Below are 26,086 nucleotides of genomic sequence, written 5' to 3' on the forward strand. Positions count from 1 at the left end.
CTCATAAATGGAGGATGTTTTTTTATTATTTTTCTTCATCTAGGAAAAGAACCATATGCTCTTCATCCCAATATTGTCCGTTATATTTTAATGAGCGTTCTTGCACACCAAATGTTTTAAATCCTAATGACTCATAAAGTTTTTTTGCACCATCGTTTCCGACAACAACATCAAGCATAACTTGCTCTACTTCTAAAGATTTAGCAAGCTCAAGACATTCTTTAATAAGTGCTTTTCCCGCTCCAAGTCCGCGTGCTTTTGGAGACACGTATACTGAACCAATTTTCGCTTTATGTTCTTGTTTTACATATGGTTTCGTTTCCAGTGTTGCAACTCCGATTAATTCTCCATCTTTAAATGCACCTAGTGTATAGTTTTCATCTTGTGCTAATTTTTGGGCTTTATATTCAATAGCACACTCTTTATTAATAATATCTTCATAAGAAGAGCTGAAAGCTTCCGGGTTTTGTTTTAACCCTTCTACTCGAAGTTCTAAGTAAATTTCTGCTTCGTCTTTTGTTAATACATGGATATCCAATTATATCACCCTCCAAATCTTTGACAGTTGTACCTATATTTTATATTGAAATAAGAATAATTTCAAAAGCTTAGCTTATATGAGCTGGTTTTATAAATAAAATAGCACCAGTAGTGTTGACTACTACTGGTGATTTCACACATATATTATTCAAATGGTAATTCAATTATAAATTCTGTTCCGACTTCTAATTCGCTTTTAACTTCGATAGAACCATCATGAAGTTCTACAATTTCCTTTGCAACAGCTAGTCCGATACCTTTTCCTCCCGTAGCTCGTGTTCTAGATTTATCGACACGGTAAAAGCGATCGAAAATGTGTGGGATATCTTCTTTTGGAATACCTTCACCTTCATCTTGTATACTTATTGTAAAGGTATTTGCACTGGTTAGTACACGTATTGTTATAGAAGTGTTTTCTGGCGAATGTTGATAAGCATTATGCAATAAATTTAACATCACTTGTTCCATACGCCTTTCATCTATACAAACTTCTAAATCATTTTTACAGTATACATGAATTTCTATTTGTTTGTTGGTTAATGTTGTTTTTGTTTTTTCAACCATGCGTTCTAAAAATGGTCTCAGGAGCATTTTTTGTTTTTTAATAACGAATTGATGTTGCTCTAATTGTACGAGCATAAATAAATCTTGTACGAGATCAGTTACACTATCGGTTTCATCCTCGATGATTTGTAAATACTCTTCACGTTCTTCCTTCGTTAAAGAATTCCTCTTTGCCACTTTCGCATAACCTTTCATATAAGTTAGTGGAGTTAGTAACTCGTGCGCTACACTGGCAAGAAATTCGTTTCGCTCTTTTTTCATATACGTCAGTTCACTAGACAGTTCCTCAATGGTTGTGGCTAAACTTCCAAGTTCGTCATTTCGTTTAATCCCTAATTGAATTGGTTTGTTTAATTTTGACATTTTTTCTGTTGCTCTCTTCATCTTTATAAGAGGATCTGTAATAACTCGAGAAAAAACAAAGACAGAAATAGTTGTTAAAATAAGTGTCAAAATACTCACGATAATGAATTGATTCATGAGTCTAAGTAGCATATCTTCTAAGAAGGATGTTTTTAAGAACATGTGTAATTTACCTTGAAAGTCTTTTGTGTCAATTGGTGTTACTGTTGAGATGAATTTTGATTCTTTCCAATTCTTTTCTACTATTAATCCCCCCTTTTTAACTGGGGGGATTTTACAATGAAGTTGTTTTTGCATATCTTTTGTTACTGTTTCTGAGGCCGAAGTGATTTTTCCATTACTGTCAGTTATAACAATGGCTATATCAGAATTAGTAAGTGCTTCTGTTTCCATTAAGTCTTCAGCGGCATCTTCAATAGAGAAGCCAGAAGAGGCAGGGCGGTTGAGATGTTCAGCATGTTTTTTTTGCTCAGCGTATTTGCCGTATTTGCTCCATTTTGCACGCCGTTCAATCGTATCACGATAGCGGTTTCCCTTCTCTAAAAGAGCAATGGTTTCCTCTTCAACACGCATTTTTGAAAGACTTTTATAAAAAGATACGAAAGCGATTGTCTCAATACATAAAGCTAATATTAAAAAGTATGTCCCAACTTTAAGGGAAAGTCTGCTCATTTTCTCACCATACCTTATTTCATATAAAGGGTCAGTGGTCTACTATTGTCCACTGATCAAATTAATTATTCGCTTTTCCATTTATATCCAACTTTATAGACAGTTTCTAAGTAATCTTCAACTGGAAATCCTTTTTTGCGTAACTTATCCCGTATATTACGAATATGTGAATCGATAGTTCTGTATTCGATATCTGTTTGATAGCCCCAAATCTTCTCGATTAAATCGTCTCGGCTGTAGGCACGGTTTGTATTTTGTAAAAATAGTCCGAGTAACGAAAATTCAATAGGAGTTAGTGAGATTTTTTCATTATAAACTGTAACAGTATGTTTCGTTTTATCCCACTCAATACCATTGAAGCTAACAAAGCTATCTTTCTTTGTACGACGTAATATAGCCTCGATTCGCGCGACTAATACATGTTCATCGAATGGTTTTGTAATATAGTCATCTGCTCCCATGGTCAGGCCTTTGACCATATCATAATTTTGGTTGCGAGCTGTTAGCATAATAATTGGAACGTTGGAAATTTGACGGATTTGATAGCAAGTATCCCACCCATCCATATTTGGCATCATAACATCTAATAAAATAATATCGAAGTCCTTTTGTTCGATTAATTCTAGCGCTTCAAGGCCAGAGGTAGCTTTCATACAAAAATAGCCACGAGGGCTTAAGAACAGATCTAATAATCGTAACATACGTTCTTCATCGTCTACTAATAAAATTTTCACCATAATCTTGTGCACCCCAAACTCTTCATTCTACTTGTATAGTTTACATGAAAATAATAAAAAACTCTTTTTATGTGATTGAATGGATGGCTGATTTTTTCAATCAGGGCAATTGACATAAAAAATGCACTAGTTTTGCACAACTATTTTTTATAATAGAAAACGTAGCGACACAAATACCCTATGTTGCGACATAACGTCATGTCATTTTATTTATAAAATGACAATTCCATTCTATTGTGTATGTGAGATAGAGAGGGTTTTCGTATTCACCTCGCATCGGATAAGAAAAATTTCCTATCTCACACTTTTTTTAATATAAAGGGGATTGTACACATGAGTAAAAAAGTAGAACATTTACAAAAAGAAAAGCAAGATCGTAATGCGATTGTAATGTGTGTTGCGGTATCTATGCTTATTATGATAAGTTGTGTAAATAAATTTTTCGGGATTTTATAATAGAAAAAAAGCTTATTGCTTCTTAAGAAGCAATAAGCTTTTTTAATGTTTTCTATATAATAAACCAAGGTAGAATTGCCAGTCCAGAAGTTACAATTGCTGTAGCAAATATTAAAAAGATAGCTTGTTTGTTTTGTTTCATGTTACATTCTCCTCTACATATCAATTGCATGCTATACGTTCATGAAATACTCAGCGGAAGATGGATCATCCCCACTGAGTAAAGTCACACTTTATATTTTTAGTATAACGAATGGAAAGGATTGGAACGATTGATAAAGGTGACATGAAGATTACATTGTTGTAATGAAAAAAGCATCTTAATTAATAAGAAGATGCTTTTGAAAAATTATATTAAAATGTTAATTATTTAAGAATAAAACCATATGCTCTTCGTCCCAATATTGGCCATTATGTTTTAAGGACCGTTCTTGCACACCGTAAGTTTGGAAGCCGAGGGACTCATATAATTTTTTTGCAGCAGTGTTATCAGCAACAACATCAAGCATGAGCTGTTCTACATGTAATTTATCGGCATTTTCAATAATCGCTTTAATTAAAGCTCGTCCTGCACCGAGACCACGCGCTTTTGGAGAAACAAAAACGGAGCCGATTTTTGCTTTATGCTCTTGCTTAATAAATGGCTTTGTTTCTAGAGTAGCAATACCGACTAAATCATTATCTTTGAAGACACCTGGAGTATACTTATCCGGATTGCTTAATCGCTTTGCCATAGCAGCGACAGGGTTTTCATGTTTAAGAACATCTTCATAAGAAGAGCTAAAAGCCTCAGGGTTTTTCGTTAAACCTTCCATACAAACTTTCAAATAAATTTCTGCGTCCTCTGTTGTTAATAAGCGAATTTCCATAGTTGTAACCTCCTAGATTGATTCAAATTTAATTCATTAACTTTGTAAGATTAAGTTTAGTTAAATGTATTCTGTGACTATTCTTTCTTAATTTGTAAAAGAATGAAGAGATTATGCTACTATGTTTTTATTTTATTTATGTAATGAAATTATATATTAACTTCATTAACTATTCAAGGATTTAATATATTACATTTTTATAACTAAAATTCCCGCTTTGTAAAGGAGTCATTTTTATCCCACTATTCGTGGGAGTCGGGTTGCCCGTAAAAGCCCGATTGGTTTGGGCTAATAATCAGTGGGAAGGGAAAAACCCTCCACTGATTAAATTTTCACTTTCTTTTACATAGTCAATCGTTTATTTTGTAGCCATCGATTCGTTCTGGATGTGTATAAATATTGCAAGATCCATTTCGAATAAATCCTACTACGGTAATACCTAAATCATGGGCGAGTTGCAGAGCTAGTTTAGTTGGAGCTGATTTAGATAGAACAATTTCGCAACCTATTTTTGAAACCTTTAACAAAATTTCAGATGAGATGCGTCCGCTAAATGCAATGATTTTCCCTTGAACGGATATATTGTTTCGTAAACAATGACCGTATATTTTATCTAGCGCATTATGTCTTCCGATATCCATTCGTGCTAAAAGAATGTTTTTTCGATCACATAGAGCGGTATTATGCACACCACCCGTTTGGCGAAATGTAGTTGAAGATTGTTGTAAGGAAGTCATTAGGTGAAAACATTCTTCCGGAGTAATAGTTATATGTATATCATGTAACTTCTTTGCTTTTGCTGCATCGTTGATGAAAACAAAACCTTGTCTACTTTTTCCGCAACAAGAAGTTACGTACCGTTTATTATATAAAGTTTGATAGAGCGGATTAATTTTTGATGATTTTACATGGACAATTCCGTTTTCTTTTTGGATCCATAATTCTTCAATATCTTTATAAGAAGAAATAATCCCTTCAGAAATTAAAAAACCGATTACCATATCTTCAATGTAATTAGGAGTGCATACAACCGTTACGTATTCTTCGCTATTTAATTTAATTGTAATAGGAGATTCTGTAACAACCTCATCGGTTTGTTTTGAAAATGTACCAGATTGATAGCGTACAATGGTATATGTTTCTTGAGTAGGCCCCATATTAAATTCCCCTTTATATATATTTTTCTCCATATTTATCATAAAACATCGAAAAAACAAAAGCATCTACTAGTAAGAAGATGGCAGATTATTTTGGTTATTATTGTATATGTACGATATAATAGATTTGTAGAATAGCGACATTTTCAAGCTTTCGTAGTTATACCTTATAACATCTAGAATCGACTTCAAAGGAAAGTATTTCAACAGGGCGTTTCAAAAATATGTACAGCAACGCATTTTTGAAAACGGATTCATAATTGTGTTGTACAGTTAGTTGTAAGGAGAGGGGAAACTATGACAGAACAGACAGTCCGTGTAACCGTTGATGGTAAAGAATTTTTTGCATCAGGTGAAAAGACGATACTCCAATTATTTAACGAAAGTAATTTAGAACATCCTCAAATTTGTGATGTACCAGAGGTAGATCCTATTCAAACTTGTGATACATGTATTGTAGAAGTAGATGGAAAGTTAATGCGTGCTTGTTCAACAAAGTTGGAAGATGGCATGCATATTGAGAGGCAATCGGAACGTGCGAAGGAAGCACAAACTGAAGCGATGGATCGAATATTAGAGAATCATTTATTGTACTGTACGGTATGTGATAATAATAATGGTAACTGTAAAGTCCACAATACAGTAGATATGATGGGAATTGAAGAACAGAAATATCCATATGAACCGAAAGTAAGTGCATGCGAAGTGGATACGTCGCATCCATTCTATCGATACGACCCAAATCAATGTATTGCTTGTGGGCAGTGTGTAGAAGTATGCCAAAATTTACAAGTGAATGAAACTTTATCGATTGATTGGAGTTTAGACCGCCCACGTGTTATTTGGGACAATGGTGTGAATATAAATGACTCGTCTTGTGTTAGCTGTGGGCAATGTGTAACAGTTTGTCCTTGTAATGCATTAATGGAAAAAACGATGCTAGGAGAAGCTGGATTTATGACTGGTTTAAAACCAGATGTGCTAAATCCAATGATTGATTTTGTAAAAGATGTAGAGCCTGGATATAGCAGTATTTTAGCAGTTTCAGAAGTAGAGTCCGCGATGCGTAAGACGAAAATTAATAAGACAAAAACAGTGTGTACATTTTGTGGTGTAGGTTGTTCATTTGAAGTCTGGACGAAAGATCGTCAAATTTTAAAAGTGCAACCTGTTTCAGATGCACCGGTTAATGGTATTTCCACATGTGTAAAAGGCAAATTCGGATGGGACTTTGTGAACAGTGAAGAGCGTATTACAAAGCCGTTAATTCGCCAAGGAGATATGTTTGTTGAGGCTTCATGGGAAGAGGCTCTTGAAGTTGTTGCATCTAATATGCAACATATTAAATCAGAATATGGTAGCGATGCGTTTGGGTTTATTTCTTCTTCGAAAGTAACAAATGAAGAAAACTATCTTATGCAAAAACTAGCTCGTCAAATATATGGAACAAATAATGTAGATAACTGTTCCCGTTATTGCCAATCTCCAGCAACAGACGGTTTATTTAAAACTGTCGGTATGGGCGGAGATGCTGGAACAGTGAAAGATATTGCTGAGGCAGGTCTTGTTATTATTGTTGGTGCAAATCCAACAGAAGGACATCCTGTACTTGCAACTAGAGTGAAACGTGCTCATAAATTACATGAACAAAAACTAATTGTCGCAGACCTTCGTAAACATGAAATGGCGGAGCGTGCTGATATATTTGTTCACCCGAGTCAAGGGACGGATTATGTATGGCTTGCTGGGATAACGAAATACATTATCGATCAAGATTGGCACGATAAAAAGTTCATAGCTGAAAATGTAAAGAATTTTGATGAATATAGCAAAATGCTAGAGAAATATACGCTTGATTATACTGAGAAAATTACAGGGATTTCTAAAGCTCAGTTAAAAGAAATGGCTCGTATGGTATATGAAGCAGATGGTACTTGTATACTTTGGGGAATGGGTGTAACTCAAAATACAGGAGGAAGTACAACGTCGGCAGCAATTTCAAATTTACTTCTCGTTACAGGTAACTACCGTCGTCCTGGTGCCGGTGCGTATCCGTTACGCGGGCATAATAACGTACAAGGTGCTTGTGATATGGCGACATTACCGAACTGGCTTCCGGGTTACCAAGCGGTTTCAGATGATGTGCATCGCGCGAAATTTGAAAAAGCATACGGTACTACCATTCCGAAAGAACCGGGATTAAATAATATCGCAATGTTACTTGCGGCCGAAGAAGGAAAACTGCGTGGTATGTATGTTATGGGAGAAGAAATGGCTTTAGTAGATTCAAATGCCAACCATGTACAACATATTTTAGCGAATTTAGACTTCCTTGTTGTTCAAGATATGTTCTTATCGAAAACAGCTCGTTTTGCCGATGTTATTTTACCGGCAGCACCAAGCTTAGAAAAGGAAGGAACATTTACAAATACAGAGCGCCGTATTCAAAGATTGTATGAAGTATTGAAGCCACTTGGTGATTCTAAGCCAGATTGGTGGATTTTACAAAAAGTAGCTCGTGCACTGGGCGGAGACTGGAATTATGGAAGTCCAAGTGAAATTATGGATGAAATTGCATCGCTTGCCCCGTTATACTCACAAGCAACGTATGACCGTTTAGAAGGCTGGAATAGTTTATGTTGGGGTAGCCATGATGGTAGTGACACACCATTATTATATGTAGATGGATTTAACTTCCCAGACAAACTAGCACGATTATCACTAGATGAATGGATTCCGCCAGTTGTAGCACCAGATGAGTACGATTTACTATTAAATAATGGCCGTATGCTAGAGCATTTCCATGAAGGGAATATGACGAATAAGTCGGCTGGTATTTTATCTAAAGTGTCTGAAGTATTTGTTGAAATTTCACCTGAACTTGCTAAAGAACGCAATGTGAAAGATGGTGGTCTTGTAGAGTTAGCATCACCATTTGGAAAGATCAAAGTACAAGCGCTTGTTACAGATCGTGTAACTGGAAATGAGTTATATTTGCCGATGCATGCGACAGTAAATGAAGAGGCAATCAATATTTTAACAGGAACAGCAACAGACATTTATACGTGTACACCAGCTTATAAACAAACAATGGTGAAACTGCGCGTATTACGTGAAAAAGGAAATCGTCCGTTACCATCTTCAAACCCGAGAGATAAAAAACGTCATCCGCAAAATGGTGTTGAAATCGAGAATAAGTGGCAAAGAAAACAATACGTATCACTTGTGGACCAGAATTAGGGGGCGGAGATCATGGCAAAAGAGATTACTTTAATTAAAAAGAAGATTGTAACAGAAGAAGAAAAAAAACAGCAAGTAACAGATGAACTGTTAAATGATCTAGCTGAAAATAGAGCAGCAGTAGAAGAGACGATGCAGCTATTAGCGCAGTTGCAAAAAGCTGGAATTTTAGATGCAGCAATTAGTTTACTTGCTGCAAAAGAAGATGTTTCCAAAATAGCTGTTGAACAATTGAATCGTGAACCAGTAAAAAACGCATTAAACAATATGATGGGGGCAGGAGAGGCATTATCTTCAGTGGACCCAGAAATAACGAAACAAATAACATCTAGTTTAGTCACTGGATTACAATTTGCAACGGATGAGCTGAAAAATGGAAAGAAAACAAAAGTGATGGATTTCTTTAAGGTATTAAAAGATCCAGATATCAACAGGGCGATTACATTCGGTTTTAGTTTCTTAAAAGCATTTGGACAAGGACTAGAGAAAAAATAGAGTGAGTGAAAAAAGTGATGGGATTAGCCATCACTTTTTTCATTATATGTATAAGAGTGTTCATGTTAAGCGGAATATATTATTATTAAAAAGATGGATTGGAACTGGAAATGTGGAATCCATCTCAAATACCGTTTTAGAATTTGGAGGAATATATGCAACACCGTAAAAAACTATCTATACCAGGAGTAATGGGACATTCCTTTCAAACAGTTAGATTTGCTTTTTGGAATGTATTAACCTTTCAACTTGTTTATAAATTATTAGCAGCGATTGTATTTGTCCCGCTATTTGGGATCATTTTTAATAAGTTATTGTATTTTGGTGGTTATGCAAATGCAACGAACGATGAATTATTAGCGTTTTTAAAGACACCATACGGCATCTTGGCAATCGTAATTTTGTCATTGTTAGCACTGTTTCTTATTTTTACGGAATTTGCGGTACTTATTATTATTTCGTATTTTGCTCATAAAAGACAAAAGGTGAAATTACGTCCGATTTTATATAAAACGGTAACGTATTTACCTACTCTTTTCACATATTGCTTACCAGGATTTATTTTATATGCTGTCGTATTATTACCTCTTTTAAATATGGGATATGAAACGGCATTAATTCCGCAAATTCAAATTCCTAACTTTATTACAGGAGAACTCTTAAAGACAACGATGGGACAAGTTGGTTATTACACGTTCTTTGCTGTAGTCGCGTATTTGAACCTTCGCTGGATTTTTGTTCTACCTATTGTCGTTTTAGAGCAAAAAACATTTCGCGTGGCAGCACGCAAAAGTGCAGCTTTAGTAAAAGAAAGCTTTTTTAAAGTACTATTCTTTTTAGTAGGTTTTTTCATTTCAATAGGGATTGTGTATATTGTATTTTGGGGAATATATTTATTGTGCCTATGGGGTGTGTATGAATTTACAAACCCTAAAGGAACATTCGCATTGTTAGCTGAATCAACAATGTCTGTATTCCTAACAAGTACATTGTATTTATTTAGCTTTATCGTGACACCATTTTATATTATGGCGATTACGCGATTGTATTTGCAAAAGGTTCCGGTTGAAGATGTTTTACTAGAAGAAGGATTAGACTATTCAAAATCGAAAGCAGATAAATGTTTCTTCCAAAAACATCGTTGGAAATTTATTGGTGTATATATTGTGGGAATTATTACTGCTGGAATGGTCGTTGCCTTCATTGTGACCTTTATTTCAAACACATATAAAGAACCAATTATTATGGCGCACCGTGGATATATATCAAAAGGTGTAGAGAATACGAAAGAAGCAGTGCAAGGTGCCATTGATGCAAAAGCAGACTATGCTGAAATAGATGTCTTGCAAACAAAAGATGGCGAACTAGCAGTCATACATGATTTGAAGTTGAAACGTCTTGCGAATGCGAATGTGCATGTATCAGATTTGACGATGGATGAGCTAAGGGAGCTTACTCTTAGTCAAGATGGGCTCACAGGAGAAATTAGTACATTAGATGAGATTATTAAGCTTTCAAAAAATAAAATAAAACTCAATATAGAAGTGAAGCTTCACGGTAATGAGAAGGACTTCGTAAATAAAGTATTAAAAGCAATTAAAGATAATGACTTTGAGAAACAATGCGTTATTCAAACATTACATTATCCCCTTATTAAAGAGTTTAAGCGTGCAAATCCAGATATAAAAGTAGGATATATACTGTATGCAAGTAGAGCTAACTTAAAGAATGTGAAGGCTGATTTTTATGTAGCAGAAGAATACATGTTAAATAAAAAATTAGTAAAAGAAGCAAGGAAGTTAAATAAGCCAATTTACGTATGGACAGTAAATGATATGGAAAGTTTAAAGGCATATTATAAGTTAAACGTAGATGGTATCATTACCGATTATCCTGAAGACGCACGTGAAACAATTAAGATGTTAAAAGAACAAGAAGCTGAAGAAAGCGATATATTTGATAAAATTACAGAAACGACAGAAGACTTGTTTTCAAAATTATTTATAAGTTACCCAGCTGCTGGCTAAATGCTAGTAGCTGTTTTTTTATGAAAAGAATATATTTCTAAAGTATTGTACAAAGTAATAAGTGTATATGTATACGTAATTACTTAGTTTTTTTACATTGTTACGTTATTGTCAAATAATAAATAATAACTATGCATTTTGAATGGATATAATAGAAATAGAGTGATAGATGATGAAGTGGTACGCAGAACTCAATAGAATCAATGTTTTATATATTTACACTATTCTAAATATATAAACTTTAAAAAAATAGTATGTTAGCGTTTTCATAACTTTTAAGTTATGCTAGAATAAGGACATAAGTTATTAATTATTTAAAAAAGAAAAAAGAATTCCTTTTTTCTGTTAATTATAAGGGGGCATTTCATTATGCGTATTGGGGTACCAGCAGAAATTAAAAACAACGAAAACCGTGTGGCAATGACACCAGCAGGTGTTGTACATTTAGTTCGTAACAATCACGAAGTATTCATTCAAAAGGATGCAGGTGTAGGATCTGGTTTCACAGATGCTCAGTATGTTGAAGCGGGAGCAAAAATTGTTGATACAGCTGAAGAAGCTTGGAACATGGAAATGGTTATGAAAGTTAAGGAACCAGTTGAAAGCGAATACAAACACTTCAGTGAAGGTTTAATCTTATTCACATACTTACACTTAGCTCCAGAACCAGAATTAACAAAAGCGTTAATTGAAAAGAAAGTTGTTGCTATCGCATATGAAACAGTACAATTAGAAAACCGTTCATTACCATTACTTGCACCTATGAGTGAAGTAGCTGGTCGTATGGCTGCACAAATCGGTGCGCAATTCCTTGAGAAAAACAAAGGCGGTAAAGGTATCTTACTTGCAGGTGTTCCAGGAGTTAAACGCGGTAAAGTAACAATTATCGGTGGTGGACAAGCTGGTACAAATGCTGCTAAAATTGCAGTTGGACTAGGTGCGGATGTAACAATCATCGACTTAAGTGCAGAACGTCTTCGTCAATTAGATGACATTTTCGGAAACCAAGTAAAAACTTTAATGTCTAATCCTTACAATATTGCAGAAGCTGTAAAAGAATCTGATCTTGTAATCGGTGCAGTATTAATCCCAGGTGCAAAAGCGCCAAAACTTGTAACAGAAGAAATGATTAAATCAATGGAACAAGGTTCTGTTGTTGTAGATATCGCGATTGACCAAGGTGGTATTTTCGAAACAACTGACCGTATTACAACTCATGATAACCCAACTTATGAAAAACACGGCGTTGTTCACTATGCAGTTGCAAATATGCCAGGTGCAGTTCCACGTACATCAACTCTTGCATTAACAAACGTAACAGTACCATATGCAGTACAAATTGCTAACAAAGGCTACAAAGAAGCTTGCCTAGGCAACTCTGCATTATTAAAAGGTATTAACACATTAGAAGGCTACGTAACATTCGAAGCAGTTGCAGAAGCTCACGGTGTAGAGTACAAAGGTGCTAAAGAATTATTAGAAGCAGAAACAGTATCTTGCTAATAGAAGCATTATACAAAACAAAATCGAACAATATATAAAACAACATGATAAGAGCTAAGAGATAATACCTCTTAGCTCTTCTTGGTAAAAGGGGGCATTCATCGTGGCCAACCTATTCAAAAAGAAATCCGTTACGCAATTGTTAGGGGAAAGTAAAAGTAAAACTTTGACGAAAACGCTAGGGGCATTTGACCTAACAATGCTAGGGATTGGTGCGATAATTGGTACAGGAGTTCTAGTATTAACGGGATTAGTAGCAGCAAGAGATGCTGGTCCAGCAGTTATTTTTTCATTCATGATTGCAGCAATTGTTTGTGGATTTGCAGCTTTATGTTATGCAGAGGTTGCATCTGCACTTCCTGTTTCAGGTAGTGTGTACACATATTCATATGCAACAATTGGTGAGTTTGTTGCCCATTTAATGGGGTGGACATTGCTATCCGTATATGTCGTAACGACTGCCGCAGTAGCTGGTGGATGGACGGGTTATTTCAATAACTTAGTGAGTGGATTAGGAATTGAAATTCCAAAAGCATTGTTAACGATTCCATCGCAAGGTGGTATGGTGAACTTACCAGCAGTTATCGTTACGTTGGTGATAACTTGGTTATTATCACGAGGTACAAAAGAAAGTAAGCGTGTGAATAACATAATGGTATTAATTAAAATTGGTATTGTTGTTTTATTCATTGCAGTTGGTGTATTCTACGTGAAACCAGAAAACTGGATACCATTTGCACCGTACGGCTTAAGTGGAGTCTTCGCCGGAGGAGCAGCAGTATTCTTCGCTTTCTTAGGATTTGATGCATTAGCAACTTCTGCTGAAGAAGTGAAAAATCCACAACGTGATTTGCCGATTGGTATTATTGCTTCATTAGTCATTTGTACAATCATTTATGTTGTAGTTTGTCTCGTTATGACAGGTATGGTTTCTTATAAGGAATTAGATGTACCTGAAGCGATGGCATATGTATTAGAAGTTGTAGGACAAGATAAAGTGGCTGGTGTAATTGCTATTGGAGCTGTAATTGGTATTATGGCTGTAATTTTCGCATACATCTACGCTACGACACGTGTATTCTTCGCGATGAGCCGTGACGGTTTATTGCCAAAATCTTTCGCGAAAATTAACAAGAAGACAGAAGCACCAACATTTTCAGTTTGGTTAACAGGAATTGGTAGTGCTTTAATTGCCGGATTTATCGATTTAAAAGAATTGTCGAATTTAGCGAATATTGGAGCGTTATTAACATTTGCGATGGTTGGTGTAACTGTCATCATTCTTCGTAAAACGCATCCGAAATTACAACGTGGATTTATGGTACCACTTGTACCAATCTTACCGATTATTTCAGTTGCAAGCTGTCTATTCTTAATGGTAAATCTACCGTTAAAAACATGGATATACTTCGGTGTTTGGTTAGCAATCGGAGTGGTTGTATACTTTGTTTATTCGAAAAAACATAGTCATTTAAAAGACGATGGAAGTTCGCAAGATAGTTTAGAAAAAGCTAATTAAAGGGATATAAAGTTAGTAAGCCTTGTGCGTCTAGGGAGCGCGCAAGGCTTTTTCTTTTGGGGAAATAAAGGAGACCAATGTTATGTTGTCGAATTTTTATGTCGGAATATAAGAAGGGGTGGAAAGATGGAGACGAAAGTTGTCGTTGGAGCAGAGGGATATAATAATAACCCAGGTTGGTTACATACGAATGAAGAAGAATTAAATTTATTAAAAAGAGAAACGTGGCTTAATAAATTTCAGCCTAATTCTTTATCAGTAATTTTGGCTGAACACGTATGGGAGCATTTATCGTATGAAGAAGGTATAGAAGCAGCTAAAATATGCTATGAATTTTTACAAGATGATGGTTACATTCGTTGTGCGGTACCAGATGCATTTTTTCCAAATGAAGAATATCAGCAAGGTGTGCAAGTAGGAGGGCCAGGTCCATTAGATCATCCGGCTGCAAGTCATAAAATTGTACATAACTATAAAACGATTGTATCTATGTTTGAAGTAGCGGGTTTTCAAGTAAAATTGCTAGAGTATTGCGATGAAAATGGAGAATTTCAGTATAATGATTGGAATGAGCAAGGAGGTTTTATTTATCGATCGAAACGTTTTGATTATAGAAATCAGGATGGTAAATTAGGATTCGCTTCGTTAATTGTGGATGCAGTGAAAGTTAATAAATAAGAAAAGGATGTGCGATAGCTTTCGTGCATCCTTTTTGTATGAAGAGCATGATAGATGCGGAGAATATTTATGGGTTTATTTTGAAATGTGAACGAAATTGTCAAAAAAATCTTACGGATTTTATTGACACATATGAATAGACGCTCATATAATAAAAGTATAAGATATATGAACGATTGTTCATATGTTCAATTAAAGAGGTGAGCTATAATGGCTGGAAATAAAATAGAAACGCAACAGGAAGCATGTTCTCAAACGGTAATTCACGAGGAAATCGTGGATCAAGTAAAACAAACAATTCCGACTGATGAAAGTTTAAGTAAAGTAGCAGAATTATTTAAAGTATTAGGTGACCGTACACGTACGAGAATATTACATGCATTATTTGAAGCTGAAATGTGTGTTTGTGATTTAGCTTATTTATTAGGAATGACGCAATCTTCAATCTCACATCAGCTTCGTGTATTAAAGCAAGCAAAGCTTGTAAAGAACCGTAAAGAAGGAAAGGTAGTTTATTATTCATTAGCTGATCAACACGTAATTCATATCTTCGAGCAAGCGTTTGAACACGTAAACGAGGAAGAATAAAAACGCGAGGAGGGAGAACGATGGCAGAAGCATTAGTGAAAAAGAAACTTATGCTAGAAGGTTTAGATTGTGCAAATTGTGCAATGAAAATTGAAAAAGGTGTTGGGAATATAGAAGGAGTAACGTCTTGTTCCGTAAACTTCGCAACAAAAACGATGCTTTTAGAAACACCGCAAAATAAAGAAAATCAAGTTGTTACGGAAGCGAAGCAACTTGTTACAAAATTAGAGCCGCATATTAAAGTGCAAGAAGAGCAAAAAACAAAATTAATAAAAGAAGTGTTTGTATTAGAAGGTTTAGACTGTGCAAATTGTGCAATGAAGATTGAAAATAAGGTAAAGGAAATGCCAACAGTTTCAGAAGCGACTGTTGATTTCGTATCAAAGAAATTACGAGTAGAAGTTACGAATAAAAGAGAACTTGAATCGACTGTGCAAAATATAAAAAATGTTGTTCAAAAGTTAGAGCCAGATGTAAAAGTTGTTCGTGAAGAGGAAAAGGGACACGACCACGGTCATAATCATGGTGATGGAAATGTGAAAAAGATGATAGGACGATTAGTATTCGGTGGAATTTTGACAGGAATTGCTGCATTAGCCGGATTACCGCAAATGATAACAATTCCATTATTCGTCCTTGCGTATTTATTAATAGGTGGAGATATCGTTTGGAGAGCGGTAAGAAACATAACTCGCGGCCAAGTGTTCGATGAAAACTTTTTAATGGCAATTGCAACTTTAGGAGCTTTCGCGATTCAACAATATCCAGAAGCGGTAGCAGTTATGCTATTTTATCAAGTAGGGGAACTGTTCCAAAGTATTGCAGTAAATCGTTCTCGAAAATCAATTACGTCATTAATGGATATTCGTCCTGACTATGCGAATGTGAAAGTTGGAAACGAAACGAAACAAGTATCACCAGAAGATGTGCAAATTGGTGAGTATATTATCGTAAAACCAGGTGAAAAAGTACCGTTAGACGGGAAAGTAATTGAGGGAACATCAATGATGGATACTTCAGCGTTAACAGGTGAGTCTGTACCGCGAGAAGTGGAAGTTGGTAATGACGTATTAAGTGGTTTTGTAAACCAAAATGGTGTATTAACTGTTGAAGTTACAAAAGAGTTCGGTGAATCGACTGTATCGAAAATTTTAGACTTAGTACAAAATGCAAGTAGCAAAAAAGCGCCAACAGAAAACTTTATTACGAAGTTTGCACGTTATTATACTCCTGTTGTAGTTATAACAGCGGCAATAATGGCATTTATTCCACCACTTATTTTAGAGGGTGCTACATTCTCCGATTGGATTTACAGAGCTTTAGTGTTCTTAGTAATCTCTTGTCCATGTGCGCTCGTTGTATCGATTCCTCTTGGATTCTTTGGCGGTATTGGTGGGGCATCTAAAAGTGGTATTTTAGTAAAAGGAAGTAACTATTTAGAAGCATTGAATGATGTGAAATATATCGTTTTTGATAAAACAGGAACATTAACAAAAGGTGTCTTTAAAGTTACGAAGATGGATCCTAGTGAAGGTACTACAGCTGAAGAACTATTAGAATATGCAGCATTTGCAGAAGTATATTCAAATCATCCAATTGCACAATCTATTCGAAAAGCATATGGAAAATCAATCGATGAAAATGCTATTGAAGACTATAGTGAAATTTCTGGTCATGGTACGGTTGTAAAAGTACAAGGAAAAGAAATTTTCGCAGGTAATGCAAAGTTAATGAAGAAAGAAAATATTACATTTAAGCAGCCAGAAACAGTAGGTACACTCGTTCATGTTGCTGTAGATGGTAAATATGCGGGTTACATCGTTATCTCTGATGAGGTAAAAGAGGATTCAAAACAAGCAATTCAAAAGTTAAAAGAACTAGGTATTAAGAAGACAGTCATGTTAACTGGTGATGCAAAATCAGTTGGTGCAGCTGTTGGTAAAGAATTAGGTTTAGATGAAGTTCATGCCGAATTATTACCACACCAAAAAGTAGAAGAAATCGAAAAAATTGATGCAGCAAAACGCGGTAAAGAAAAGATTGCATTTGTTGGTGATGGTATTAATGATACACCAGTATTAGCACGAGCAGACGTTGGTATTGCGATGGGCGGTTTAGGGTCAGATGCAGCAATTGAAGCTGCTGACATCGTTATTATGACTGATGAGCCTTCAAAAATTGTGACAGCAGTAAAAATTGCAAAACGTACACGTAGCATCGTATGGCAAAATATTATATTTGCATTAGGGGTAAAAGGGTTAGTGTTATTACTCGGCGCCTTTGGTATTGCAACAATGTGGGAAGCAGTCTTCTCAGATGTTGGTGTGACGCTACTTGCAGTTTTAAATGCAATGCGTGTACTGAGAGTGAAAGATTTATAAAAATAAGAGAGGGCGCGATTACGCCCTCTCTTATTTTTATTATTTTACTGTGTTATTGAGGATGACTGTTGGTAACGTAATATTGAAAAAAACAGAGAAGGAGAAACTTCTCTGTTTATTTTTGTATATTTTTCGCAACCTTTTCTCGAACAGTTTGAATATAATTCATTTTATGATCCCAACATTCTTGGCTTAAATCGACAGGGTACTCTTCAGGGTTTAAAGTTCGCATATACTCTTCCCAAAATAGTGAGAGGCTGCGTTCGTTATATTTTTGGATATCTAATATATTGGGTAATTCATACGTTCTTTTACCGTTAACGAAAATATCTTGATGCAGTTCGCGTGCTTCAAAGTTTGTTACGAATTTACTTATATATGTGTGAACAGGATGGAACATTTTTAAACGTTCTTCTTTTCCAGGTTCTTCTGACTCTAACGCAATATAATCGCCTTCTGCATGATCGTTAACACGGTTAATAATACGATAAATTCGTTTAAGTCCTGGAGTGGTAATTTTTTCAGGGTTAGATGAAATTTTAATTGTATCATTTAATTTTCCGTCAGTATCTTCAATAGCGACTAGTTTGTAAACAGCCCCTAATGCTGGTTGCTCAAAGGCTGTAATCAGCTTTGTGCCAACACCCCATACATCAATCTTTGCCCCTTGAGATTTCAAATGCATAATCGTATATTCATCTAAGTCGCTAGAAGCGATAATTTTTGTGTTTGTAAATCCAGCTTCATCAAGTTGTTTTCTTGCTTCCTTTGATAAATATGCCATATCACCACTGTCCAAGCGAATGCCATAAAAATTGATACGATCCCCGAATTCTTTTGCGACACGAATCGCATTTGGAACACCAGATTTCAAAGTGTCGTATGTATCGACGAGAAATACGCATTTTTTATGTGTTTCAGCATATTTTTTAAACGCAACATATTCATCACGATATGCTTGAACGAAAGAGTGGGCATGTGTGCCGGCTACAGGGATGCCAAAGCGTTTCCCTGCCCGAACGTTACTTGTAGAAGAGAAACCGCCAATGAAAGCAGCTCGTGTTCCCCAAAGGGCAGCATCAAACTCATGAGCACGTCTTGTACCGAACTCTAAAAGCTCATCGTTATTTGCAGCGTGCTTCATACGTGCAGCTTTTGTAGCAATTAATGTTTGGTAATTTACAATATTTAAGAGGGCGGTTTCAATTATTTGTGCCTCGCCAAGTGGTGCATCGACACGTAATAAAGGCTCATTATTAAAAACAACTTCGCCTTCTTGCATACTACGAATTATTCCAGTGAACTTCATATTTTGTAAATAATGAAGGAAGTCTTCTTCAAATTGCAGCTCGGCTAAATAAGCGAGATCACTTTCGGTAAAGCTGAAATTTTCTATGTACTCTACAATTTTTTCAAGCCCAGCAAAAACAGCATAGCCGTTTTCAAACGGAAGCTTTCGAAAGTATAGATCAAAAACAGAACGGCGAGTATGAATACCATCTTTCCAATATGTATAAGCCATGTTGATTTGATATAAATCTGTATGTAAGGCGTAACTATCGTCTTTATAATGATTCATTGCGAAAACACCTCCGTAATTTGGTTATAGTATACCAATTTTTCCCCTTTCGTAGCAAAGAAGTAATAGGGGATTGAAGTCAAGAGAGAAAAAAATGAAATAATGCATATTTTTTAGAAAATTTACATTTATCAATTTATATTTCTTTAGATTTTATGTATTATTAGAGTAATGGGGGTAATGAGAATGGAGGAGGACAATGCAACAAACATTAGAAAAAATAGGCAAGCAAGTCTTTTATAAACGGCTACAGCAAAAAATGACACAAGAAGAATTATGTCAGGGCATTTGTTCTGTCTCATACTTAAGTAAGATCGAAAATGGAAAGATTGAAGCATCAGAAGAAATTCTACAATTGCTCTGCACAAGACTAGAAATTGCTGTGACAGATTTGAGAGATGTAGAAGAAGATGTGAAGGTGAAGTTGGACGAGTGGTTGAATGCACTAATTCATTTGGACAAGCAACAGGTAGAACGCATATATGAAGAGTTACAAGGTGAAATAAAACATGTTGTAGATTTTGAAATTATAAATTATTATAAACTGCTTTATACACGTTATTTAATTATGAAAAGGGATTTTCCTGCTGTTGAAGAAGAGTTAGAGAGCTTAAAGAAGATGTACAAAAAGTATTCACCATTCCAGAAATTATTATATACGTATAGCAAAGGGTTATATTATTTTTTACAACATAAATATAAGAGGGCTTTGGAGTACTTGGCTCGAACAGAAGTAATGGCAAAGGAACAAGGTTATCACGAAAATGGAATATATTTTAATTTAGCTCTTGTTTATAATGAATTAGAAGTTGAACATATGACTTTACATTTTGCTAATGTAGCGATGGAAGGATTTAAGAATGAATATAAGTTCCGTTATGTGATAAATTGCCAATTACTTATTGCGCTGAGTTATATACAAAAAAAACAATATAATGAAGCGCTATCTATTTATAACAATATTTTGAGAGAAGCAAATTCTTTCGCTGATAAAGAAAGCATAACAGCTATTGCTTTAAATAACTTAGGATTCTTGTACTATAACTTAAAAGATTATGCAAAAGCTAAAGATTATTATTTGCAATGCTTACAGTATAAGAAGGAAGAGGATTTAAATTATATTGATGCAGTATATGAGATTGCTTTACAATGTATTGAATTAAAAGAATTTGAAGAAGCGAAAGATTGGATCGGTAAAGGGATAGATGTCGCGAAGAGGGATGAAAAGTATAAAAGTATGCTATATATACTTTTAATGCTTAAGTATAAATACTTTGAAACTAAAGATGTTTATAAAAAATTTTTAGAAGTTGAGGCAATCCCATTTTTTAGAGGTGAAGAGAATAAAAAGGAATTAAAAATGGTTTATTTAGAACTAGCAGGGTATCATGAAGAATTATTAGAGTTTCGAGAAAGTAATAACTATTATAAATTAGCAATTAATTTATTAGAAGAAAAGGGAGGAAAATAATATGAAGAAAATAATTATTAGTGCTTTGGCTTTGGTAGCTGTATTAGTGGTATTGGAACCGCAATATGCTTGGACATCGGATATCTATGGTCAAGGAGAGAAAGTAGTTGAAGTGATAAACTCTTAATAAAAACCCCTTTCCAAACGGAAAGGGGTTTCTCATTATTTGTTCCCTAAAATTCTACAAAACTTGAGAAAAAAGTTATTTGAATTTTTAGTATATTAATAGTGGAAACATAATGCTAATATGAAATTACTCTTTTTCAAAAATTTTTTATTAGGGGGAAGGTTATATGAAAAGGAAGAGTTTAGCATTAGTGTTAGCAACAGGAATGGCAGTTACAACGTTTGGAGGGACAGGCTCTGCGTTTGCGGATTCTAAAAATGTGCTCTCTACGAAGAAGTACAATGAGACAGTACAGTCACCTGAGTTTATTTCTGGTGATCTAACTGGAGCGACTGGCAAGAAAGCGGAATCAGTTGTGTTTGATTACTTAAACGCGGCAAAAGGTGATTATAAGTTAGGAGAAAAGAGTGCGCAAGATTCTTTCAAAGTGAAACAAGTGAAAAAAGACTATGTCACTGATTCAACAGTAGTACGTATGCAACAAGTTTACGAGGGAGTACCTGTATGGGGGTCTACTCAAGTAGCTCACGTAAGTAAAGATGGTTCTTTAAAAGTACTGTCTGGAACAGTTGCGCCTGATTTAGACAAGAAGGAAAAGTTGAAAAACAAAAATAAGATTGAAGGCGCAAAAGCAATTGAAATCGCGCAGCAAGATTTAGGGGTAACACCTAAATATGAGGTGGATCCAAAAGCGGACTTATATGTATATCAAAACGGTGAAGAAACAACATATGCATATGTTGTGAATTTAAACTTCTTAGAGCCAAATCCAGGAAACTATTACTATTTCATTGAAGCAGAAAGCGGTAAAGTGTTAAATAAATATAATAAACTTGATCATGTAACGAATGATGATAAGTCACCAGTTAAGCAAGATGCTCCTAAACAGGAAGCGAAAGCGGTTGTAAAGCCTGTAACAGGAACGAATAAAGTGGGAACTGGTAAAGGTGTATTAGGAGATACGAAATCGCTTAATACAACGTTATCTGGATCATCTTACTACTTGCAAGATAATACGCGCGGAGCAACAATTTTCACATATGATGCGAAAAACCGCTCAACATTACCAGGAACATTATGGGCAGATGCAGATAATGTTTTCAATGCAGCGTATGATGCAGCGGCAGTAGATGCTCATTACTATGCAGGTAAAACATATGATTACTATAAAGCTACATTTAACAGAAACTCTATTAATGATGCGGGAGCGCCATTAAAATCAACAGTTCATTACGGAAGTAAGTATAATAATGCATTCTGGAACGGCTCACAAATGGTCTACGGAGATGGTGATGGTGTAACATTTACTTCGTTATCTGGTGGCATTGATGTAATTGGCCATGAATTAACACATGCTGTTACGGAAAACAGTTCAGATTTAATTTATCAAAATGAATCAGGAGCGTTAAATGAAGCAGTTTCTGATATTTTTGGTACGTTAGTAGAGTATTATGATAACCGTAACCCAGATTGGGAGATTGGTGAAGATATTTATACACCTGGTAAAGCGGGAGATGCACTTCGTTCTATGAGTGATCCTGCAAAGTATGGTGACCCAGACCATTATTCTAAGCGTTACACTGGTTCAAGTGATAACGGTGGAGTTCATACAAACAGTGGAATTATTAACAAACAAGCTTATTTATTAGCAAATGGCGGTACGCATTCTGGTGTAACTGTAAATGGTATCGGCAAAGATAAATTAGGTGCAATTTACTACCGTGCAAATACACAGTATTTCACGCAATCTACTACATTTAGCCAAGCGCGTGCTGGCTTAGTGCAAGCAGCAGCTGATTTATATGGTGCTAGCTCTGCAGAAGTAGCAGCAGTTAAGCAATCATTTAGTGCTGTTGGTGTAAACTAAGATATTTCTATTCGTAAGATATATATTAATAGAATATACTTCAAAAAATAAAGAAGGAGCCTATGCTCCTTCTTTATTTTTTTCTCCATTTTTTCCACAAATAAAATAATCCAACACAACCTGCGATTGTAATAATCCATTTCGCTTCATTTGTTCCGTTAATGACATGATATGCAGAATATACTTCAATCAATAAGGCTGGTACTTTCCCTATTGTACTGGCAATACTGAAAGAGAGTAATGACATTTTGCCGAGAGCTGCAAATAAAGTAACGATACTGGACGGAATGAAAGGAATAAAACGAAAAGATAGGACGAGTAGAAATGCCTCTCTGCCTTCTACGTAAAGAAGACGTTCTACCTTTGGATACTTATTTACTTTATCGTGAGTGAACTTTTGAAGGCCTATGCGATAAATATAAAACGAGATAATAGCCCCTAATGCCTCACCTGAGATCGAAATGATTGTGCCATTTGTTACACCGAAGAGCTGTATATTAATGGCGGTCAAAAAAATACTAGGGATAAAACCTAAAAGACTGATGATGATGTTTATTAAGATACTAAGTGGAATTGCGATTGAATAATAGTCTGTTAAGAAGTTTTGAATTGTTTCAGCCATTTTATAAAATCCTTTATCTTTTTTTGCATTACACCATATTTCCATTGTATAGGCAAGTGCAAATTTACATAATGTAGAAAATAGTTGATAGAAAGGGGTTTGTATACCTTATATAGGTATTGGGTATACAAAAGTAGGGGTATATTTATTATATTTAAAAAACACTCCATAAACCCTATATTTAAAGGGTTTATGGAGTGTTGTGATTGGTATTTTTATCTGGGAAATAATAAGAAAAACATGGGGGTATATTTTAAGGAGGACGAAAAACAGTGATTTGATGAAAGGGGGGTGGAAAATATAGTGAAATGAATGAGTGATTTTAAAATTGTATATACTTTTCTTTGTGAAATTGACTTTTAGTGGAGTTACGATAATAATCATGGAAGAGGTGATACGATGAAACGACTAAGTAGTCTTTTCCTAAGTAGTTTATTAGCACTAATGCTGATTTTAAGTGGATGTGCAGGAAAAGAACAAAAAACAGAAAAACCAAAAGAGGATCATTCTACATCAGTAGAAAAAATTAGTGATAATATTTTAGATGAAATGGAAGGGCCACCTAAAAATGGTCATACGATTGAAAGGCATGTAGGAAAATCAGAAGAGGATTTGAAGAATCGTTTGAAGACAGATAAAGTTTCAGCGGCAAGTACATACTATGATAAGGAAACAGCGACAAAGGCTGTGAAAGATAGTTTAAAACAACATGATAAAGAAATTCAGGATTGGTTGAAAAACTCTAAAGAGGCTCGCCTTGTATTGAATACAACTCATTCATTCCCAGTTGGAAAAACAGTAATAAAGAAAAATATGAATGTAAAAGACAAACTAGTAAAGACTGTCACTGTTTTAGCGAGAGATAAATCAGGAGATCTAGGATTTAAGATTATTACTTCTTATCCATCAGATAAATAAAGGGGGGAGTATATATGTATCCAACATTACAATACTTTCTTAAATCGTACTGTACGTTAAGTATTCATGAGGATGAAATAGTAAGCGTGATGGAAGAGTTCATAGAGCAAGAAGACGAAGAAATTGTTTTGAAATTACGCGATGAATTAGTAAATATGAAGAAAAAGAACGCGTGGGAAGAAGCGTGCGTATTAGCTGCGAAGCAAGGGAATCGTATGTGGTCTTTAGAAGAAACGAAAGACCATCTTGAAACTTTTTTACTATTATTGCAAAAGAAAAAGGCGTGAGTAGATCACGCCTTTTTCTTTTGCTTTTTGAAATTTGTCCGTTTGATATTATCTTATTGTTTTGGGGCACTTTTATATACGCTTTTTGAAATTTGTCCATTTGATATTACTTCACCGTTTTGTGTTACTTTTTTGTACGTAACCGCTGTTATTTTATCACCAGTATTACTAATTACTTGAGAAGAAACTTCAACATTTTTACCAGTATTTGTACCGAAAATACGTGTAGTAATACTGCCGCCATTTGAAAATGCTTGAATGTAAATATGCTTACCTGTATTGTTTTTAAATTTTAAATCCGGACCATAATCTGCCACTGCTGCATCTTGCCCAAGTGGTAAATAATTTACGGGCATAGAATGATTGCTTCGAGAAACAATTCCTAAATCTGCCCTTAAAGCTGCACTATATAAAGTACTACTTACTTGGCAAACACCTCCGCCTGCACTTTGTATAACTTTACCTTGTGAATATACTGCTGCGGATTTATAGCCATTTGCAGCATCAGTTACGCCAACACGGCCATTAAAACTAAACGTGTCATCAGGTGCAACAATAACTCCACTTAAAGTATTAGCTGACTTGTTTACGTTATAGGACTGATTTCCATTACGGCCAGCCATTGGGGTAGAGTATTCAGCAATCACTTCTTTAATCCCCATCTGTTGTATATCTTCTGTAGAACGTTCAGGTTTTATTAGAGTAACTGGTAATGCAACATCGGATGTGCCAGAAGTAATAGCTGCGCTTGTTAAATCGGTTAATTTTCCTTTATTAATTTTTTCCCCATTTTGACTTTGGCTAATATTTACTGTAGAGCCTTCAACACTTAATTCGGCGTTGACAGGATTTTTTAATGTTTCATTATATTTATCCTTTATAAAGGTTTCATAAGTTGTTGTATTTAATTGTGGTGTTAATTTATAGTCACGTTTTACTTCACCGTTTTCAGCTTGCTTACGCATGTTGTAACGATTCATTACGTTCCCTTCTTGCTCTTTAAAGATATTGTCGACAATATCCTTCTCTTTATAATCTACTCCTAAATCTTTCCATGTGTAATTTTGTTTATCATTTTGGAATACGTAGTTAAGAGATTTTTGATTTAATTCATTCACCTTTTGATTAACAATAGCTTGAATATCTGCTTTATTTTTTCCATCAAGAGAAATACCTTCAAATGTAGTGTTTGGTAGTGCAGTTGTATTTAGTTGAGTATTTAATTTGGATACATATTGATATCCACCAACACCACCAACACAAAGTAATATGCCACCAGCAATAGCGGAACCAATCAGTATTTTGCTTAGCTTCATTTATTTCCCCCCAGAAAAATTTGTATAAATATATGTATTACATTTTTTGTATAAAAATGATGAAAATAACATTATGTACGTACTAGTATACTATTATTTTCACTATGTGT

Annotated in this window: 23 protein-coding genes; 15 read left to right on the forward strand and 8 right to left on the reverse strand. The window is 35.0% G+C overall.

Annotation, left to right across the window (positions count from 1 at the left end; all coding sequences use genetic code 11):
• Positions 1–25: 25 nt before the first annotated feature.
• The 3 genes from JTF23_RS10740 to JTF23_RS10750 all read right to left on the reverse strand — a co-directional run bounded on the left by JTF23_RS10740 (position 26) and on the right by JTF23_RS10750 (position 2,876).
• On the reverse strand, positions 26–538 hold the full coding sequence (locus JTF23_RS10740) for a GNAT family N-acetyltransferase (protein ID WP_000351210.1): 513 nt from the start codon (positions 536–538) through the stop codon (positions 26–28).
• A 146-nt stretch (positions 539–684) separates the two neighbouring features.
• Positions 685–2,139, reverse strand: coding sequence for a sensor histidine kinase (locus JTF23_RS10745; RefSeq protein WP_204208720.1), 1,455 nt, complete (start codon positions 2,137–2,139; stop codon positions 685–687).
• Positions 2,140–2,204: 65 nt separating this feature from the next.
• The gene (locus tag JTF23_RS10750; protein WP_033710483.1) at positions 2,205–2,876 is read right to left on the reverse strand and encodes a response regulator transcription factor; all 672 of its coding nucleotides are present in this window, start codon (positions 2,874–2,876) and stop codon (positions 2,205–2,207) included.
• A 333-nt stretch (positions 2,877–3,209) separates the two neighbouring features.
• On the opposite strand from JTF23_RS10750, the gene JTF23_RS28115 reads away from it, so the two are divergent.
• The gene (locus tag JTF23_RS28115; protein WP_002113959.1) at positions 3,210–3,332 is read left to right on the forward strand and encodes a hypothetical protein; all 123 of its coding nucleotides are present in this window, start codon (positions 3,210–3,212) and stop codon (positions 3,330–3,332) included.
• 362 nt (positions 3,333–3,694) lie between these two features.
• Here the strand turns inward: JTF23_RS28115 and JTF23_RS10755 are convergent, their stop codons facing one another.
• Both JTF23_RS10755 and fdhD read right to left on the reverse strand, forming a co-directional pair.
• Positions 3,695–4,201 (reverse strand): GNAT family N-acetyltransferase, encoded by a 507-nt coding sequence (locus tag JTF23_RS10755; RefSeq protein WP_204208721.1) that lies wholly within the window; start codon positions 4,199–4,201, stop codon positions 3,695–3,697.
• Positions 4,202–4,551: 350 nt separating this feature from the next.
• The gene (gene fdhD / locus JTF23_RS10760; protein ID WP_002159342.1) at positions 4,552–5,358 is read right to left on the reverse strand and encodes a formate dehydrogenase accessory sulfurtransferase FdhD; all 807 of its coding nucleotides are present in this window, start codon (positions 5,356–5,358) and stop codon (positions 4,552–4,554) included.
• 297 nt (positions 5,359–5,655) lie between these two features.
• Here fdhD and fdhF point away from each other — a divergent pair, with 297 nt between their 5' ends.
• The 9 genes from fdhF to JTF23_RS10805 all read left to right on the forward strand — a co-directional run bounded on the left by fdhF (position 5,656) and on the right by JTF23_RS10805 (position 17,789).
• Positions 5,656–8,598, forward strand: coding sequence for a formate dehydrogenase subunit alpha (gene fdhF, locus JTF23_RS10765; protein ID WP_204208722.1), 2,943 nt, complete (start codon positions 5,656–5,658; stop codon positions 8,596–8,598).
• A gap of 12 nt (positions 8,599–8,610) precedes the next feature.
• Positions 8,611–9,093, forward strand: coding sequence for a helical membrane plugin domain-containing protein (locus JTF23_RS10770; protein WP_016103500.1), 483 nt, complete (start codon positions 8,611–8,613; stop codon positions 9,091–9,093).
• 1 nt (position 9,094) lies between these two features.
• Positions 9,095–9,262: a hypothetical protein gene (locus JTF23_RS10775; protein WP_204208785.1), complete on the forward strand. Its 168-nt coding sequence runs from the start codon at positions 9,095–9,097 to the stop codon at positions 9,260–9,262.
• Positions 9,249–11,120, forward strand: a complete 1,872-nt coding sequence (locus tag JTF23_RS10780; RefSeq protein WP_204208723.1) for a glycerophosphoryl diester phosphodiesterase membrane domain-containing protein — start codon at positions 9,249–9,251, stop codon at positions 11,118–11,120. Before JTF23_RS10775 ends, JTF23_RS10780 begins: the two co-directional genes overlap by 14 nt.
• A 369-nt stretch (positions 11,121–11,489) precedes the next feature.
• Positions 11,490–12,623, forward strand: a complete 1,134-nt coding sequence (gene ald, locus JTF23_RS10785; RefSeq protein WP_002140333.1) for an alanine dehydrogenase — start codon at positions 11,490–11,492, stop codon at positions 12,621–12,623.
• Positions 12,624–12,726: 103 nt separating this feature from the next.
• Complete coding sequence (locus JTF23_RS10790) at positions 12,727–14,142, forward strand: amino acid permease (RefSeq protein WP_204208724.1); 1,416 nt, start codon at positions 12,727–12,729, stop codon at positions 14,140–14,142.
• A 126-nt stretch (positions 14,143–14,268) separates the two neighbouring features.
• Positions 14,269–14,820 (forward strand): class I SAM-dependent methyltransferase, encoded by a 552-nt coding sequence (locus JTF23_RS10795; protein ID WP_002159337.1) that lies wholly within the window; start codon positions 14,269–14,271, stop codon positions 14,818–14,820.
• Positions 14,821–15,030: 210 nt separating this feature from the next.
• A complete protein-coding gene (locus tag JTF23_RS10800; RefSeq protein WP_002113975.1) occupies positions 15,031–15,408 on the forward strand; it encodes an ArsR/SmtB family transcription factor in 378 nt (125 codons plus the stop codon).
• Between the two features lie 20 nt (positions 15,409–15,428).
• Positions 15,429–17,789: a heavy metal translocating P-type ATPase gene (locus tag JTF23_RS10805; protein WP_204208725.1), complete on the forward strand. Its 2,361-nt coding sequence runs from the start codon at positions 15,429–15,431 to the stop codon at positions 17,787–17,789.
• 115 nt (positions 17,790–17,904) lie between these two features.
• Here JTF23_RS10805 and JTF23_RS10810 read toward each other — a convergent pair whose 3' ends face one another.
• Entirely contained in the window at positions 17,905–19,368 is a 1,464-nt protein-coding gene (locus tag JTF23_RS10810) for a nicotinate phosphoribosyltransferase (RefSeq protein WP_002159335.1), read from the reverse strand.
• Positions 19,369–19,567: 199 nt separating this feature from the next.
• Here JTF23_RS10810 and JTF23_RS10815 point away from each other — a divergent pair, with 199 nt between their 5' ends.
• The 3 genes from JTF23_RS10815 to JTF23_RS10825 all read left to right on the forward strand — a co-directional run bounded on the left by JTF23_RS10815 (position 19,568) and on the right by JTF23_RS10825 (position 22,833).
• Positions 19,568–20,839, forward strand: coding sequence for a tetratricopeptide repeat protein (locus JTF23_RS10815; protein WP_002113979.1), 1,272 nt, complete (start codon positions 19,568–19,570; stop codon positions 20,837–20,839).
• A 1-nt stretch (position 20,840) separates the two neighbouring features.
• Complete coding sequence (locus JTF23_RS10820) at positions 20,841–20,966, forward strand: NprX family peptide pheromone (protein ID WP_204208726.1); 126 nt, start codon at positions 20,841–20,843, stop codon at positions 20,964–20,966.
• 166 nt (positions 20,967–21,132) lie between these two features.
• The gene (locus JTF23_RS10825; RefSeq protein ID WP_204208727.1) at positions 21,133–22,833 is read left to right on the forward strand and encodes a M4 family metallopeptidase; all 1,701 of its coding nucleotides are present in this window, start codon (positions 21,133–21,135) and stop codon (positions 22,831–22,833) included.
• 73 nt (positions 22,834–22,906) lie between these two features.
• On the opposite strand, the gene JTF23_RS10830 is transcribed toward JTF23_RS10825, so the two are convergent.
• On the reverse strand, positions 22,907–23,455 hold the full coding sequence (locus JTF23_RS10830; RefSeq protein WP_002159331.1) for a TVP38/TMEM64 family protein: 549 nt from the start codon (positions 23,453–23,455) through the stop codon (positions 22,907–22,909).
• A 399-nt stretch (positions 23,456–23,854) separates the two neighbouring features.
• On the opposite strand from JTF23_RS10830, the gene JTF23_RS10835 reads away from it, so the two are divergent.
• Together JTF23_RS10835 and JTF23_RS10840 are read left to right on the forward strand one after the other, a co-directional pair.
• On the forward strand, positions 23,855–24,373 hold the full coding sequence (locus JTF23_RS10835) for an RNase A-like domain-containing lipoprotein (RefSeq protein ID WP_002204496.1): 519 nt from the start codon (positions 23,855–23,857) through the stop codon (positions 24,371–24,373).
• 14 nt (positions 24,374–24,387) lie between these two features.
• Complete coding sequence (locus tag JTF23_RS10840) at positions 24,388–24,660, forward strand: hypothetical protein (protein WP_002113995.1); 273 nt, start codon at positions 24,388–24,390, stop codon at positions 24,658–24,660.
• Between the two features lie 53 nt (positions 24,661–24,713).
• On the opposite strand, the gene JTF23_RS10845 is transcribed toward JTF23_RS10840, so the two are convergent.
• The gene (locus JTF23_RS10845) at positions 24,714–25,976 is read right to left on the reverse strand and encodes a VanW family protein (protein ID WP_078173858.1); all 1,263 of its coding nucleotides are present in this window, start codon (positions 25,974–25,976) and stop codon (positions 24,714–24,716) included.
• Positions 25,977–26,086 lie beyond the last annotated feature (110 nt).

Origin of the sequence: Bacillus sp. RIT 809, from assembly GCF_016892495.1 — a bacterium.
GTDB lineage: Bacteria > Bacillota > Bacilli > Bacillales > Bacillaceae_G > Bacillus_A > Bacillus_A cereus_U.

What these genes read in the sequence shown, in the direction of transcription:
- JTF23_RS10840 (WP_002113995.1), top strand. Translation starts at nt 24,388, where the DNA reads ATGTATCCAACATTACAATACTTTCTTAAATCGTACTGTACGTTAAGT.
- JTF23_RS10800 (WP_002113975.1), top strand. Translation starts at nt 15,031, where the DNA reads ATGGCTGGAAATAAAATAGAAACGCAACAGGAAGCATGTTCTCAAACG.
- JTF23_RS10755 (WP_204208721.1), bottom strand. Translation starts at nt 4,201, where the DNA reads ATGGAAATTCGCTTATTAACAACAGAGGACGCAGAAATTTATTTGAAA.
- JTF23_RS10750 (WP_033710483.1), bottom strand. Translation starts at nt 2,876, where the DNA reads ATGGTGAAAATTTTATTAGTAGACGATGAAGAACGTATGTTACGATTA.
- JTF23_RS10795 (WP_002159337.1), top strand. Translation starts at nt 14,269, where the DNA reads ATGGAGACGAAAGTTGTCGTTGGAGCAGAGGGATATAATAATAACCCA.
- JTF23_RS10830 (WP_002159331.1), bottom strand. Translation starts at nt 23,455, where the DNA reads ATGGCTGAAACAATTCAAAACTTCTTAACAGACTATTATTCAATCGCA.
- JTF23_RS10845 (WP_078173858.1), bottom strand. Translation starts at nt 25,976, where the DNA reads ATGAAGCTAAGCAAAATACTGATTGGTTCCGCTATTGCTGGTGGCATA.
- JTF23_RS10815 (WP_002113979.1), top strand. Translation starts at nt 19,568, where the DNA reads ATGCAACAAACATTAGAAAAAATAGGCAAGCAAGTCTTTTATAAACGG.
- JTF23_RS10810 (WP_002159335.1), bottom strand. Translation starts at nt 19,368, where the DNA reads ATGAATCATTATAAAGACGATAGTTACGCCTTACATACAGATTTATAT.
- JTF23_RS10835 (WP_002204496.1), top strand. Translation starts at nt 23,855, where the DNA reads ATGAAACGACTAAGTAGTCTTTTCCTAAGTAGTTTATTAGCACTAATG.
- JTF23_RS10820 (WP_204208726.1), top strand. Translation starts at nt 20,841, where the DNA reads ATGAAGAAAATAATTATTAGTGCTTTGGCTTTGGTAGCTGTATTAGTG.
- JTF23_RS10770 (WP_016103500.1), top strand. Translation starts at nt 8,611, where the DNA reads ATGGCAAAAGAGATTACTTTAATTAAAAAGAAGATTGTAACAGAAGAA.
- JTF23_RS10780 (WP_204208723.1), top strand. Translation starts at nt 9,249, where the DNA reads ATGCAACACCGTAAAAAACTATCTATACCAGGAGTAATGGGACATTCC.
- JTF23_RS10805 (WP_204208725.1), top strand. Translation starts at nt 15,429, where the DNA reads ATGGCAGAAGCATTAGTGAAAAAGAAACTTATGCTAGAAGGTTTAGAT.
- JTF23_RS28115 (WP_002113959.1), top strand. Translation starts at nt 3,210, where the DNA reads ATGAGTAAAAAAGTAGAACATTTACAAAAAGAAAAGCAAGATCGTAAT.
- fdhF (WP_204208722.1), top strand. Translation starts at nt 5,656, where the DNA reads ATGACAGAACAGACAGTCCGTGTAACCGTTGATGGTAAAGAATTTTTT.
- JTF23_RS10745 (WP_204208720.1), bottom strand. Translation starts at nt 2,139, where the DNA reads ATGAGCAGACTTTCCCTTAAAGTTGGGACATACTTTTTAATATTAGCT.
- JTF23_RS10825 (WP_204208727.1), top strand. Translation starts at nt 21,133, where the DNA reads ATGAAAAGGAAGAGTTTAGCATTAGTGTTAGCAACAGGAATGGCAGTT.
- ald (WP_002140333.1), top strand. Translation starts at nt 11,490, where the DNA reads ATGCGTATTGGGGTACCAGCAGAAATTAAAAACAACGAAAACCGTGTG.
- fdhD (WP_002159342.1), bottom strand. Translation starts at nt 5,358, where the DNA reads ATGGGGCCTACTCAAGAAACATATACCATTGTACGCTATCAATCTGGT.